The sequence below is a fragment of the Erythrobacter ani genome (assembly GCF_019204025.1).
Taxonomy (GTDB): domain Bacteria; phylum Pseudomonadota; class Alphaproteobacteria; order Sphingomonadales; family Sphingomonadaceae; genus Erythrobacter; species Erythrobacter ani.
In genome coordinates this window covers 1179982-1193447 of sequence record NZ_JAGSPB010000001.1, presented here as the reverse complement: position 1 = coordinate 1193447, position 13466 = coordinate 1179982, and the positions used below count along the sequence as shown (strand labels likewise).

Here is a 13466-nt window from a genome sequence, read left to right as displayed (position 1 = left end):
GGACCTGACGAATATGGGGCCAGACGGCAAAGGACGGGTCGCGATCGTGATGGGCAGCCAATCGGACTGGCCAACGATGAAATGCGCGGCCGAAGTGCTAGAGGAGCTGGAAGTCGATCACGAAGCCAGGATCGTTTCCGCCCACCGCACACCCGACCGCATGAGCGCCTTTGCCAAAGGGGCCGAGGGTGAGGGATTCGATGTCATCATCGCGGGCGCAGGCGGGGCAGCGCACCTGCCTGGCATGATCGCGGCGATGACGCATCTACCCGTGCTCGGCGTGCCGGTTCAGTCGAAAGCCCTGTCGGGCTGGGACAGCCTGCTCTCGATTGCCCAGATGCCCGCAGGTGTGCCCGTCGGCACATTGGCCATCGGTGAGGCCGGGGCGAAGAATGCCGGCCTGATGGCCGCAGCGATCCTGGCGCTCGGCGATGAAGACCTGTCCGAGCGGCTGCAGGACTGGCGCGCATCGCGCACCGCCGATGTCGCCGAGACCCCGGTAGACTGATGGCCAGCGCACCTCTTCCTCCCGGATCGACGATCGGCATCCTTGGCGGCGGCCAGCTTGGCCGGATGATGGCGATGTCCGCCGCGCAGCTCGGGTACCGCGCCATCGGTTACGCTCCGCCCGGAGACAACGTAGCCAGTACGGCCTGCGCCGACTTCTTCGAGAATGGCTGGGGCGAAACCGAGGCCATCGCGGCCTTTGCATCGCAATGCGACATCGTGACCTGGGAATTCGAGAATGTCCCTCTCGGCGCCGTCGAAGCGATCCCCGAGAATATGCTCGCCCCGCATCCGGTGGCACTCGGCATCGCGCAGGACCGGTTGCAGGAAAAAGCCTTCGTCGAGCAGATCGGTGCGCAATGCGCGCCCTATCTGCGGGTCGAAAGCGATGAGGATTTCGCCACTGCGGTCGAGCGGATCGGGGCCCCCGGCATCCTGAAAACCGCGCGCGATGGCTATGATGGCAAAGGGCAATGGCGCATCGCCAACGCCCACGGCGCACAGGGCGTGCGCTTTCCGGGAAGGCCCTGCATTTATGAAGGCATGGTGCAATTCGAAACGGAGTTCTCGGTGATCCTCGTGCGCGGGAATGACGGGCAAATCCGGTTCTGGGATTCCTCGGCCAACACGCACGAAGGCGGGATGCTGGTCCATTCGGTTCTGCCCGCAGGCAGCCGCGTCGAAGCGCAGGTTGCAGAGGCACGGACCATTGCCGCCAAGACCGCGGAGGCGCTCAAATATGTCGGCGTGCTCACGCTTGAATTCTTCGCCACCGAAAGCGGGCCTGTGTTCAACGAAATGGCACCGCGCGTTCACAATTCCGGGCACTGGACAATCGAAGGCGCGGCGACGAGCCAGTTCGAAAACCATATCCGCGCGATTTGCGGTCTGCCGCTGGGCGAGACCGCAACGCGTTTTGCCAGCATCGACATGCGCAATATCGTCGGCAAGGATGCACTCACCGCGCATCAGATCCTTGCCGAAGAGGGCGAACCGCACCTGCATCTCTATGGCAAGCGCGAGGCGAAGGACGGACGCAAGATGGGTCACGTCACTCGAGTGAGCCATACCCTGCCGTGAGCCAGACCGCCGAACCGAAAATCATTCTGATCTATGCCCGCGCAGCCAACGGTGCGATCGGGTTTGAAGGGCGGCTTCCCTGGCACCTGCCCGCCGACCTGAAGCGGTTCAAGGCGCTGACAATGGGCGCCGATGGACTCGGCCGGCCGATGATCATGGGCCGCAAGACATTCGAGAGCCTGCCGGGTCTTCTGCCGGGTCGCCGCCACATTGTCCTGTCGCGCCGCGAAAACTGGGACAGCGACGGCGCGGAAATCGCCCATACGGTCGAGGAAGCGCTCGCGCTCGCGCGCCGGGACAATGAGGCTCGCGAAATCTGTGTCGTTGGCGGCTCAGCAATCTACGATGTATTCCGCCCGCTCGCGGAGCGGATCGAAGTGACCGAGATCGATTGCGACTATCCCGGCGACACGTTCATGAAGCCGCTCGGCCAAGAGTGGATGGTTACCGCGCGCAAGGAATTCGCCGCCGACGGAGACACGCCGGCCTACGCGTTCGTCACCTATAAACGCGCGCCCGATCACGAAGCGCGGGGCATTGCCTGATGCGCTGGCTCGATCACCGTGAACCCGTCACCGATGCGCTTCGCGGCGCGGTGATCGCGCTCGGCAATTTCGATGGCTTCCATTCCGGTCATCAGGCCGTCGCGGGCGAGGCGATCCGGTGGGCACATGACGAGGGACGCCCCTCGATCATCGCGACATTCGACCCTCATCCTGTGCGCTTTTTCAAACCCGACGTGCCGCCGTTTCGCCTGACCACGCTGGAACAGCGGCAGGAACTCTATCTCGCCGCCGGCGCAACCGCGATGCTGGTGTTCCATTTCGATGGGGAGCTTGCCGGGACGAGCGCGGAGGACTTCATCACGGAAATCCTGTGCGAGCGGTTTGGCGCGCATGGCGTCGTGACCGGCGGAGACTTCACGTTTGGCCAGGGCGCGAAAGGCGATGTCGATCTGCTGCGCGGGTTTGGGGGCGCGCACGGCCTGAAATCGCGCGTGGTCGAGCCGGTGGAAGGGCACGGCGATGTCGTGTCGTCCAGCCGTGTGCGCGCGGCGCTGCGTGAAGGCGATCCGCAGCTCGCCGCGCAGCTTCTCACCCGGCCATTTGCGATCCGAGGCATCGTCGAGCATGGCGACAAGAACGGGCGCAAACTCGGCTATCCCACCGCGAATGTGTCGGTCGAAAGCTACCTGCGCCCGAAATACGGTGTTTACGCGGTGACGGGGCGCATCCTCAGCACCGGCGAGGAATTGAAAGGTGCAGCCAACCTGGGCATTCGCCCGCAATTTGAACCGCCGAAGGAACTGCTGGAGCCGTACTTCTTCGATTTCTCGGGCGATCTTTACGGCCAGGAAATCGAAGTCGCCTTCCACCATTTCCTGCGCGGAGAGGCGAAATTCGACACGCTCGATGCGTTGACAGACCAGATGGAGCGTGACTGCGCCGAGGCCCGGCGGCTGCTTTCATGAAGAGATTTGCGTTGTGGGGCGGGATGGCCATCGCGGTCCTTATCCTGATCCTGTCGATCACGAATGCGAGCTGGCTCGCGCCCGATCCCAAGGGCGCGCCGAAGCAGATCGCGCATCGGGCCCTCGCGCCTGAACTGATCGGTACGACTGGCGACCGCAATGCCGAGTGCGCCTCGCCCATGGTGGCGCCTCCGGTCCACGATCACCTTCCCAACACCAAGGCCAGCATATTGCGCGCCGACAGGATGGGTGGGTGGCTGATCGAAGTGGACGCCATGGTCACCGCGGACGGGATCGCCGTCCTCCATTCCGAAAGCGACCTCTCCTGTCTGACCGACGGGAAAGGCGCCCTGAACGGCACCTCGCTGGAACAGTTGCAAACGCTCGATGCCGGATACGGCTATAGCGTCGCTGAGGTCGCCTCTGAGGCAGGGAAAACACCTTTCCGCGGGAAGGCGGCCGTCATCCCGACACTCGAAGAAATCCTCACCGCGATCCCACCTCGAGGACGGCTGATGGTCCATCTCGCCTCGGACGATCCTGCGCTGATCGATGCGGTGGCAGCGGCGTACCGGGCGGCGGGCCGCGATCCGGAAGAAAGAGGCGATGCATTTTACGGCGATGCCGCAGCAATCGGCCGCATCCGCGAAGTGTATGCGGGCATATGGGCTTTCAACCCCGACGCAGCGCGGCAGTGCACTGCCGACTACACGGTATCCGGCTGGACCGGAATGCTGCCTTCCAGTTGCCGCGGGCGCACCATGCTCATCTCCCTCGATGACCAGACGCTGCTTTGGGGATGGCCCAACCGGCTGATTGCCCGGATGGAGGCGTATGACGGGGAAATCCTGATCGAAGGGCCTGTCAGCAAAGCCTCCGGACCCGTTCACGGCATTACTCTGCCCGAACAGCTGACGGAAATCCCCAGCAGTTTCAACGGCTACGTATGGACCGACGACGCCTTCACCACCCTTCCCCCGCTCATCCCCCGCTTCGACAACCGAACTCAGGAAGAGATCGATGCGGCGCAGGCGGCTCTGGAAAGGCGCAGAAAGGACCAGAGGGTCGATCAATGAGGCTTTATTGCGGGCGCGTAATGCCCTAACGGCCCTCCCCTATGGCTGACTCCAAACGCGACTACAAAGACACGGTCTTCCTGCCGAAGACCGGTTTCCCGATGAAAGCCGGCCTTCCGCAGAAGGAGCCGGGCATCGAGGCGCGCTGGCGCGAGATTGGTCTGTACGAGAAACTGCGTGAAGCGAGGGCCGGGCGCGAGAAGTTCATCCTCCACGATGGCCCGCCCTACGCCAATGGCGACATGCATATCGGCCATGCGCTGAACCATATCCTCAAAGACATGGTCTGCCGCACGCAGAACCTGCTGGGCAAGGACGCGCCCTACGTTCCGGGCTGGGACTGCCACGGCCTTCCGATCGAATGGAAGGTCGAGGAGCAGTACCGCAAGAAAAAGAAGAACAAGGACGAGGTTCCGGCACGCGAATTCCGCGCCGAATGCCGCGCCTACGCACACAAATGGGTCGACACCCAGCGCGAACAGCTGAAGCGGCTCGGCATCATGGGCGATTGGGACAATCCCTACCTGACGATGGATTTTCAGGCGGAGGCAACGATTGTCGCCGAGCTTTGCAAGTTTGCCGAGGCGGGCAATCTCTATCGCGGGTCAAAGCCGGTCATGTGGTCGCCGGTTGAGAAGACCGCGCTGGCAGAGGCCGAGGTTGAGTACGAAGACCTGACGGACTCGCCGCAGATCGATGTGGCGTTCGAGGTTGCTGAAGCAGCAGCAGGCTCGGTCATTCAGAATTTGCTGGACGGCGGAGCCACAATTCACGCGGTTATCTGGACGACAACACCGTGGACGATACCGGTCAACCAGGCGATCGCTTACGGCGCTGACATAAGTTACCACGTGTTTGATGCACCGGATTGGACGCACGAGAACCCGCACTACTTCCTTGTTGCAGAGGAACTTATCCATCCATTTTTAGAACGGATCACTGGCGAGCGCGCGGTCGGCCACGTCAATCCGGACGGACTGCTGTTTAAGGCCTTGCAGTGCGCGCTAGATGAACCGTGGGTAATCAAAGGCTCCGACCTCGCCGGAACCAAGGTCCGCCACCCGATGCGCCATCTCGGCGGGTTTTACGCGACGCCGCGCCCGATGCTCGAAGGCGATTTCGTCACCACCGATAGCGGCACCGGCCTTGTCCATATGGCGCCCGACCACGGCGAGGACGATTTCGAGCTTTGCCGCGAGCACGGCATCGAACCACAATTCGCCGTCATGGACGATGGACGCTACCGGGACGATTGGCTGTGGCTCGGCGGAGCTGACGAACGCCGTCGCAGCGTCATCAACAAGCCTTTCAACGCGCCAGACGGACCGATCTGCAACGATCTGCGCGAAGCAGGCGCGCTGCTGAGCGCCTCTGCCGATTACGAACACTCCTACCCGCATTCATGGCGCTCCAAGGCCAAGGTCATCTATCGCTGCACCCCGCAATGGTTCGTCCCGATGGACAAGGACCTTCCCGAGGGCGGCACGCTGCGCTCCCGCGCCATGTCCGAGATCGAGCGGGTCGAATTCATCCCGGCGAAGGGCCAGAACCGTATCGGCTCCATGGTCGAAGGGCGGCCCGACTGGGTGCTTTCCCGTCAACGCGCGTGGGGCGTCCCCATCACGTTGTTTGTGAGAAAAGACGGCAGTTATTTGAAAGACGCAGCGGTCAATCACCGTATTGTCGAAGCCGTCCGCGCCGATGGAGTTGACGCCTGGGAAAAGGCACGAAAGGCCGAATTTCTCGGCGCGGACTACGATCCCGACGAATTCGAAATGGTGACCGACATCCTCGATGTCTGGTTCGATTCGGGCTGCACCCACGCCTTCGTGCTTGAAAGCGGGCGCTGGCCGGATCTGCAATGGCCCGCCAACCTCTATCTCGAAGGCTCCGACCAGCATCGCGGCTGGTTCCAGTCTTCGCTGCTGCAAAGCTGCGCGACGCGCGGTCGCGCGCCTTACGATCAGGTCCTGACCCACGGCTTCACCATGGATGCCAAGGGAAAGAAACAGTCAAAATCGCTCGGCAACACGACCGATCCGGTCAAGATGATGGAGCAGACCGGCGCCGACATCATCCGGCTATGGGCTCTCAGCGTGGATTTCACCGAAGACCACCGGATCGGCGACGAAATCATCAAGGGCGTCGGCGATCAATATCGCCGCCTGCGCAACACCTTTCGCTATCTCCTCGGCGCGCTCGACGGGTTCATTGGCGACATGTCGGACAGCGGCGAGATCCCCGAGCTCGAGCTGTACGTCCTGTCATTGCTGAGCGAGCTCGACGGGAAACTGCGCAACGCCGCAGAGGAATACGATTTCAACACCTACACCCGCCTGCTCGTCGATTTCTGCAACGAGGACCTCAGCGCGTTCTTCTTCGATATCCGCAAGGATACGCTCTATTGCGACGGGCCGGAGAGCACCGCGCGCAACGCCTATCGCACGGTGCTCGATCTGCTGTTCCACGCGCTCGTCCGCTATGCCGCGCCGGTGCTGGTCTTCACCGCAGAGGAAGTGTGGCAGACCCGCTATCCCGAAGACGGCGAGCAGGACGGCAGCGTCCACCTGCTCGAATGGCCATCGGTGCCCGCCGTGCCTTCCGACCGCGCCAAATGGGAAAAGCTGCGCAGCCTGCGTGAACGCGTGACCGAAGCCATCGAACCGCTGCGCCGTGACAAGGTGATCCGGTCCAGCAACGAAGCAATTGTCACCGTGCCCGCAGATGCCGTGCCCGAAGGCGTCAGCGACGCACTGCTCGCCGAATTGTTCATCACCGGGACAGTGACGCGCGGGCAAGCGGACGAAGTGAGGGTCTCGAAATCCACCGATTCCAAATGCGGGCGCTGCTGGCGCCTGCTGCCCGACGTGCCCGAAGACGGCGCGCTCTGCGGGCGCTGCGCATCGGTCGTCGGCGAGGAAACGGTCAGTGGCTAATCTTTTGACGCGCCACCGTGTGATCGGGCTGCTGCTCGCCGCAATCATCGCGATCGCCGATCAGGCGATCAAGGCGTATGTGGTCGGCCCGCTTGCCTTGCGCGAGGTGCGCAATATCGAGCTGCTGCCGTTCTTCGATCTCACCTATACCGAGAACCGGGGCATCTCGCTTGGCATGCTGCAGGCGACCAATATGGAGATGCGGTATCTGCTCGTGCTGATGACGGCAGCCATCGCGCTCATCGTGTTCGTGTGGATGCTGCGCGAGAAGAAGCTCGGCGACATCATCGGACTGGCTATGATTCTGGGCGGCGCGATCGGGAATATCCGCGACCGCTGGAACCTCGGCTATGTCATCGACTATGCCGACCTGCATATCGGGGATTTCCGCCCATTCCTTATTTTCAACGTCGCCGATGCGGCTATCACCATCGGCGTTGTCATTATCCTTGCCCGGAGCCTGTTCCTGCGCGAAAAGGATGAGGACGAACTGGATGCGAAAAGCATCCCATCGGAGAATTGAACATGTTTGCTTTCACTGGGCGCAATCTGAAAACCGCCATCCTCCTGACCGCAGGCAGCGCCATGCTGGCCGGGTGCGGTGGCAGCGGGATTTTCAATCGCGACCGTCCGGATGAATTCGCCGTGCAGCGCCAGGCACCGCTGGTGGTTCCGCCCGATTTCACGCTGAGCCCGCCCGCGCCCGGTGCGCCGCGCCCGGCCGAAGGTACCGCGCAGGAACAGGCACTCGAGGCCCTGTTCGGCGGCCCTGCACCGCGCAGCGAGATCGAAACGAGCGCGCTCGACCGTGCAGGCGCAGCCGCGCCCGGCATTCGCAGCCAGGTTGGCGATCCCGACACCAACACAGTGGCCAAGGGCCGCGTGACGCGCGACATCATTGCTGCACCAGAGGGTGACGGTCAGGCCGCGCAGGCAGTCATCCCGGGCTGATTGGGCTGAGCGTGCTGGTGAGGGCCTTGACCCTCGGCCCGCGCACCCGATTCGCATAGCGCCGAAGCTATTCCTCGGCTTCCCTGCGCACGAGCATCTGGTCGATCCGGCGGTTGTCCATATCGACCACCTCGAAAAGCCATCCCTGATCGCTGAAAGTCTCACCGGTCACTGGCAGGCGTTTGAGCACGGACAGCGCGTAACCGGCCGCCGTGCCGAACTCGCGGTCTTCACCGTAATCGAGGCGCAGCCGGTCGGCGAGCGCATCGGCCGACAGGGCACCTGACACCAGCAGCGATCCATCCTTGCGCTCGACGATCTGCGGCATGTCCCCCTGATCGAGGTCGCTTGCAAAGTTTCCGGCAATGGCGGTCAGAAGATCAACCGGGGTCACGATGCCTTCGAAATGCCCGTATTCGTCATGCACGACGGCCATGGCGATGTCGGAGGATTGCAGCACCCGGAGGCCATCCAGCGCGTCGAGCTGGTCGGGGACCACCTCCGCCTTGTGCATCATGTCCCGGATGACCACCGGTTCGCCCGCGATCAGCGCGCCCAGCACTTCGCGCACCTTGACGATGCCGAGGATCGCATCGGGTGCGCCTTCGGCAACCGGAAGCAGCGAATGCGGACTGTTCTCGATCGCTTGCCTGATCTGGTCGCCATCCGCATCGGCTTCGATCCAGTCGATCTCGGTCCTTGGCGTCATCAGCTCGCGCACTGGTCTTTCGGCGAGGCGGACCACTCCGGTCAGGATCTGACTTTGCTCCTCCTCGATCACGCCGGACCGCGTCGCTTCGGCAAAGATCATCTGCAGCTCTTCCGCCGTGACCGAATTCTGCCCCTTGGAGCGGATGCCGAACAGAGCGATGAGCGCGGCAGACGATTTGTCGAGCAGCCAGACGAGCGGAGCCGCGATCCGGGCCAGCCATGCCATCGGCCGCGCCATGACGAGCGCAATCGGTACGGCCGATTTCAGCGCCAACTGCTTGGGCACAAGCTCACCAACCACCAGCGTAAAATAGGTCGTGATTGCGATGGCTATGCCGAACCCGACATCTGTCGCAATGTCTGCAGGCACGCCCAGAAGCACCAGCCGCTCACCCAGCGGACCGCCCAGGCTTGCCCCCGAATACGCGCCCGCAATGATGCTGATCAAGGTGATGCCGATCTGGACGGTGCTGAGGAATTTGCCGGGTTCCTCCGCCAGGCGGATCGCGATCCGCGCGCTGACCGAGCCTTCTTCCCGGCGGGCCTTCAACCGCGACGTCTTGGCCGAAACGATCGCGAGTTCGGACATGGCGAAGACGCCATTGAGCACGATCAATCCCGCGATGATGAACAGGTCTGGCCAGGGAAATGGTGTCACCCGCGATTCGCTAGCACAAATGCCGCAGCTTGCCAGCCGGTGTTCGTGTCGCGACCTGTGGACCGATCGACCCCGTACGGCGCGCGGTCGGGCCCAATCTTTTCAGGAACGTGTTGCTTGTCCGGTAATTGATTGGTCACGAAGACCTTTATTTTCGTGGAGGAAATGACAATGAAAACAACACGTATACTGCTCTCGGGCACCGCTGCTCTCGCATTGTTGGGCACGAGCGCCTGTGTGACCGATCCGAACACCGGCGAACAGAAAGTCTCCCGCACTGCAATCGGCGCAGGCGTTGGCGGTACGCTCGGCTATCTGCTCGGCGGGGTCGTTGGCGGGAACACTGCACGGATCATCGGCGCAGGCATCGGCGGCAGCGCCGGCGCGGTCGTGGGCAAGCAGTTCGATGACCAGATCAAGGAACTCGATGAACAGACCGCAGGCAGCGGCGTCGACGTCGAAGAAGTGGGCGATCAGGATGCGATCCTCGTGCGCCTTCCCGATGGCGTAACCTTCGCAAGCGGATCGGCCGACATCAATCCCGGATTCTACGACACGCTCAACACGGTCGCCAACAGCCTGATCCAGTACCCCAACAGCCTGATCGACGTGTACGGCTTTACCGATACGACCGGCTCGGCCGCTCTCAACCAGCGTCTGTCCGAACAGCGCGCCGATGCGGTTGCAAGCTATCTTGCCAGCCGCGGTGTGTCGCGCGCCCGGATCGAGACGCGTGGTTTCGGTGAAGATTACGATTCGCTGCGGATCAAGACCGCGGATGGCGTAAACGAGCCGCTCAATCGCCGGGTCGAGATCAAGATCACGCCCGTGACGCAGGACGATGTGAACGCCGCGCGCTCTGGCAACTGATCGCTTTTGAGCCACGACAAGAGAAGGGCCGGTCCGCGAGGGCTGGCCCTTATTCGTTGGGCGCTATCGCAGCTCTGCCGCTCTCTGCGCCAGCCGTGCAACAGCGGCTTCGTGGATACCCGGCGAGCATACCAGCACCCCGAAATCGCGCGGATCATGCTTGTTATATGCGAGCGGCTTGCCGAATGCGTCCGACACCTCGGCCCCGGCCTCTCGCGCGATCAATGTCGCGGCGGCAACATCCCATTCGAAGCCCCATCGCAAGGTCGCGACCAAATCGGCGCGGTCATCCGCGACCATCGCGATGCGCAGGGCGATAGAGTTCGGTTTCTCGACGGCGACCAGGTCCGAATCGGCACTCGGCAATTGGTCAACCGGCACCCGTGCCCCTCTGAATTCGGTCCGCTTGCTGGCGACCAGCGTGGCGCCGTTGAGCGTAGCGCCCTGCCCTGCGACGGCGCACCATTCCTCACCGCGTGCTGGCGCAACCAGTATCCCGATCAGCGGCTTACCCGCGCTGACCAGTGCAACCGATATCGCCCATCCTGACCGCCCGCGGACGAAATCGCGCGTGCCGTCGATCGGATCGACCAGCCACAGAAGGTCGCTGCCCATCCGGGCCTTGTCGTCGATGCTTTCTTCCGAAAGCCATCCGGCAGAGGGAAGCAATGCGCCAAGCTCGCGCCGCAGAAAACGGTCCACTTCCAGATCGGATTCGCTGACCGGATCGCCGGGCGTCTTGTCCCAGCTTTGCAAGGCATGCCCATCGCCTGGCCAGCGCGAATGGGCAATTCTGCCCGCTTCACGGACGATTTCGAGAAGGTGATCCCTGTCAATCATGAGAGGCGCTGTCGTGAAGGCACTCTCACCACTTTTCAAGTCGTCCCAACCCCCTTAGGGCGTTCGTCAACACGAGTCTCTCTCCACAGCGATCAACACAAAGGGATCACGCTGCCATGAATGTCCATGAATACCAGGCCAAGGAACTGCTCAAGGAACACGGTATCGCTGTTCCCGATGGCCATGCCGCCCTCACGGTTGAAGAGGCGGTTGCCGCTGCGAAGAAACTGCCCGGCCCGCTCTATGTTGTGAAGGCTCAGATCCATGCAGGCGGACGCGGCAAGGGCAAGTTCAAGGAACTGCCAGAGGATGCCAAGGGCGGCGTGCGGCTCGCCAAATCGATCGAAGCCGTCGAAGCGGATGCGAAGGACATGCTCGGCAACACGCTGGTCACGATCCAGACCGGCGAAGAAGGCAAGCAGGTGAACCGCCTCTACGTCACCGACGGCGTCGATATCGAAAGCGAATACTACCTTGCCATGCTGGTCGACCGCGCCAGCGGCGAAGTCGCGATGGTCGCCTCGACCGAAGGCGGGATGGACATCGAAGACGTAGCGCACAACACGCCTGAAAAAATCACCACGATCACGATCGACCCGGCGCAGGGTTTCATGCCGCATCATGGCCGCTCGGTCGCTTTCGCGCTCGGTCTGTCGGGCGCGCTTAACAAGGCATGCCAGAAACTCGCAAAACAGCTCTACTCAGCCTTCACTTCGCTCGATTGCGAGATGCTGGAAATCAATCCGCTGGTCGAAACCAAGGATGAGCAGTTGCTCGTGCTCGACACCAAGATGAGCTTCGACGGCAACGCGCTTTATCGCCATCCTGCGATCGAAGAGATGCGCGACGAGACCGAGGAAGACCCGGCCGAAGTCGAGGCGAGCGAATACGACCTCGCCTACATCAAGCTGGACGGCAATATCGGTTGCATGGTCAACGGCGCGGGCCTTGCCATGGCGACGATGGACATCATCAAGCTGAATGGCGCATTCCCGGCGAACTTCCTCGACGTGGGCGGCGGCGCAACCAAGGAAAAGGTGACGGCCGCCTTCAAGATCATCCTGAAAGACCCGGCGGTCGAAGGCATTCTCGTCAATATCTTCGGCGGGATCATGAAGTGCGACATCATCGCCGATGGCATCGTCGCTGCAGCCAAGGAAGTGAACCTTTCCGTACCGCTGGTCGTCCGCCTGGAAGGTACCAATGTCGCGAAAGGCAAGGAAATCCTGAACAATTCCGGCCTTCCGATCGTCAGTGCAGACGACCTGGGCGACGCAGCGAAGAAAATCGTCGCCGAGGTGAAACAGGCGGCGTGATTTGACGATCCATCACGGGCATTGTCGATGCGGTGAGGCGCAGTTCGAGGTCGAAGGACCGCCGCTCCTCACCGCAGCATGCCACTGTGAAGGTTGTCAGCGAATGACCGGGAGCGCGTTTTCGCTAAGCGCGTTGTACAGCGAGGAGGGCTTTCGATCTCTCGCAGGTGAAACCGTGCTCGGCGGTTTGAAAGGGCCGACCCGGCATTATTTCTGCAAGTCCTGTCTAAGCTGGCTTTTCACAAGACCCGAAGGGCTGAATGCGATGGTCAACATCCGAACCCCCATGCTTGAGCGGCCCGAACACTTTCCGCCATTTGCAGAGTTCTATCTTGACCAGGGGATTCCCGGTGCCGCGACGGGTGCAACCCGCCGTTTCACCGACGCGCCCGATACCGACGCGTTCTTCGCTCTCACGAGAGAGTATGCAAGCTGGGGCGGCCGACCGGCCTGATCAATCCGGCCGCAGACGCCCGAATCGAAACACCAGTTCCTCGATCTCCGGCTCGCTCTTCATGCGCACCGCCGCGACGAGGCCCTCGCCCGGCATATCCGCATCGGCGCAGCGCAATGTCAGCGCGTGAAAATAGGCTGCGCAAGGCTCGATAGCGAGAAGTCGGAAAGTCAACATCCCGTCTTTCTCCTCCCAACCGGTGAGGTCCGCGTTGAAATGCTTGAGGCGGAGGACAAGTGTGTCATCTTCCTCCATCAGGTACAGATGCTCGGTGAACTGGATCGCCCCTTCAGCGGTTTCCTGTACGAAGGTGCCGACCATCGTCCCGCCGCTCGGCGGAAGCCAGCTTTCCATTGCAGGCGCGCCGCCGATGCCGGTTCCCGACCATTGCCCGATCAACCAATCGGTTTGCTCAAGCGTTGCAGCAGGCGATTCGAAACCCTCCTCGCCAAGCCGCGTCTCCGGCGATCCGCTTTGCGCTGCGGCAGATCCGGTCAGGGCGATTGCCGCCACATACGTCCCGATAGCCCGACGAATTGCAGACATTGCAAGCTCTCCCTTCATCTCCGTTTCGGATTACGCAATTCTAGCGCGAA

General features: G+C 62.2%; 14 protein-coding genes. 11 read left to right on the top strand and 3 right to left on the bottom strand.

The window, feature by feature from the left end:
* Positions 1-13: 13 nt before the first annotated feature.
* Genes purE through KCG45_RS05710 form a run of 8 tightly spaced genes read left to right on the top strand, consistent with a single transcriptional unit; the run spans position 14 to position 8021 of the window.
* A complete protein-coding gene (gene purE, locus KCG45_RS05745) occupies positions 14-508 on the top strand; it encodes a 5-(carboxyamino)imidazole ribonucleotide mutase (RefSeq protein WP_255547967.1) in 495 nt (164 codons plus the stop codon).
* A complete protein-coding gene (locus tag KCG45_RS05740) occupies positions 508-1587 on the top strand; it encodes a 5-(carboxyamino)imidazole ribonucleotide synthase (RefSeq protein WP_218316101.1) in 1080 nt (359 codons plus the stop codon). Before purE ends, KCG45_RS05740 begins: the two co-directional genes overlap by 1 nt.
* A complete protein-coding gene (locus KCG45_RS05735) occupies positions 1584-2132 on the top strand; it encodes a dihydrofolate reductase (protein WP_218316100.1) in 549 nt (182 codons plus the stop codon). The genes KCG45_RS05740 and KCG45_RS05735 overlap by 4 nt, the downstream gene beginning before the upstream one ends.
* The gene (locus tag KCG45_RS05730; protein WP_218316099.1) at positions 2132-3058 is read left to right on the top strand and encodes a bifunctional riboflavin kinase/FAD synthetase; all 927 of its coding nucleotides are present in this window, start codon (positions 2132-2134) and stop codon (positions 3056-3058) included. Before KCG45_RS05735 ends, KCG45_RS05730 begins: the two co-directional genes overlap by 1 nt.
* Positions 3055-4134, top strand: a complete 1080-nt coding sequence (locus KCG45_RS05725; protein ID WP_218316098.1) for a glycerophosphodiester phosphodiesterase family protein — start codon at positions 3055-3057, stop codon at positions 4132-4134. The genes KCG45_RS05730 and KCG45_RS05725 overlap by 4 nt, the downstream gene beginning before the upstream one ends.
* A gap of 41 nt (positions 4135-4175) precedes the next feature.
* Complete coding sequence (ileS, locus tag KCG45_RS05720) at positions 4176-7070, top strand: isoleucine--tRNA ligase (RefSeq protein ID WP_218316097.1); 2895 nt, start codon at positions 4176-4178, stop codon at positions 7068-7070.
* Positions 7063-7593, top strand: a complete 531-nt coding sequence (gene lspA, locus KCG45_RS05715; RefSeq protein ID WP_218316096.1) for a signal peptidase II — start codon at positions 7063-7065, stop codon at positions 7591-7593. The genes ileS and lspA overlap by 8 nt, the downstream gene beginning before the upstream one ends.
* 2 nt (positions 7594-7595) lie before the next feature.
* Positions 7596-8021: a DUF3035 domain-containing protein gene (locus KCG45_RS05710; RefSeq protein WP_218316095.1), complete on the top strand. Its 426-nt coding sequence runs from the start codon at positions 7596-7598 to the stop codon at positions 8019-8021.
* 67 nt (positions 8022-8088) lie between these two features.
* On the opposite strand, the gene KCG45_RS05705 is transcribed toward KCG45_RS05710, so the two are convergent.
* Entirely contained in the window at positions 8089-9390 is a 1302-nt protein-coding gene (locus KCG45_RS05705; RefSeq protein WP_218316094.1) for a hemolysin family protein, read from the bottom strand.
* 171 nt (positions 9391-9561) lie between these two features.
* On the opposite strand from KCG45_RS05705, the gene KCG45_RS05700 reads away from it, so the two are divergent.
* Positions 9562-10260: a YiaD family glycine zipper/OmpA-like lipoprotein gene (locus tag KCG45_RS05700; RefSeq protein ID WP_218316093.1), complete on the top strand. Its 699-nt coding sequence runs from the start codon at positions 9562-9564 to the stop codon at positions 10258-10260.
* Positions 10261-10323: 63 nt separating this feature from the next.
* On the opposite strand, the gene KCG45_RS05695 is transcribed toward KCG45_RS05700, so the two are convergent.
* Entirely contained in the window at positions 10324-11100 is a 777-nt protein-coding gene (locus tag KCG45_RS05695; protein WP_218316092.1) for a 3'(2'),5'-bisphosphate nucleotidase CysQ, read from the bottom strand.
* A 116-nt stretch (positions 11101-11216) separates the two neighbouring features.
* Here KCG45_RS05695 and sucC point away from each other — a divergent pair, with 116 nt between their 5' ends.
* Both sucC and KCG45_RS05685 read left to right on the top strand, forming a co-directional pair.
* Complete coding sequence (sucC, locus tag KCG45_RS05690) at positions 11217-12416, top strand: ADP-forming succinate--CoA ligase subunit beta (protein WP_218316091.1); 1200 nt, start codon at positions 11217-11219, stop codon at positions 12414-12416.
* A 1-nt stretch (position 12417) separates the two neighbouring features.
* Positions 12418-12870, top strand: coding sequence for a GFA family protein (locus KCG45_RS05685; RefSeq protein WP_255547966.1), 453 nt, complete (start codon positions 12418-12420; stop codon positions 12868-12870).
* Here KCG45_RS05685 and KCG45_RS05680 read toward each other — a convergent pair whose 3' ends face one another.
* Positions 12871-13416, bottom strand: coding sequence for a DUF6265 family protein (locus KCG45_RS05680; protein ID WP_218316089.1), 546 nt, complete (start codon positions 13414-13416; stop codon positions 12871-12873). It lies immediately after the preceding gene.
* Positions 13417-13466: the final 50 nt, after the last annotated feature.

Coding starts and splice junctions, on each gene's coding strand:
- KCG45_RS05695 (WP_218316092.1), bottom strand. CDS start 11,100: ATGATTGACAGGGATCACCTTCTCGAAATCGTCCGTGAAGCGGGCAGA.
- KCG45_RS05740 (WP_218316101.1), top strand. CDS start 508: ATGGCCAGCGCACCTCTTCCTCCCGGATCGACGATCGGCATCCTTGGC.
- KCG45_RS05730 (WP_218316099.1), top strand. CDS start 2,132: ATGCGCTGGCTCGATCACCGTGAACCCGTCACCGATGCGCTTCGCGGC.
- KCG45_RS05700 (WP_218316093.1), top strand. CDS start 9,562: ATGAAAACAACACGTATACTGCTCTCGGGCACCGCTGCTCTCGCATTG.
- KCG45_RS05710 (WP_218316095.1), top strand. CDS start 7,596: ATGTTTGCTTTCACTGGGCGCAATCTGAAAACCGCCATCCTCCTGACC.
- ileS (WP_218316097.1), top strand. CDS start 4,176: ATGGCTGACTCCAAACGCGACTACAAAGACACGGTCTTCCTGCCGAAG.
- KCG45_RS05725 (WP_218316098.1), top strand. CDS start 3,055: ATGAAGAGATTTGCGTTGTGGGGCGGGATGGCCATCGCGGTCCTTATC.
- KCG45_RS05680 (WP_218316089.1), bottom strand. CDS start 13,416: ATGTCTGCAATTCGTCGGGCTATCGGGACGTATGTGGCGGCAATCGCC.
- purE (WP_255547967.1), top strand. CDS start 14: ATGGGGCCAGACGGCAAAGGACGGGTCGCGATCGTGATGGGCAGCCAA.
- sucC (WP_218316091.1), top strand. CDS start 11,217: ATGAATGTCCATGAATACCAGGCCAAGGAACTGCTCAAGGAACACGGT.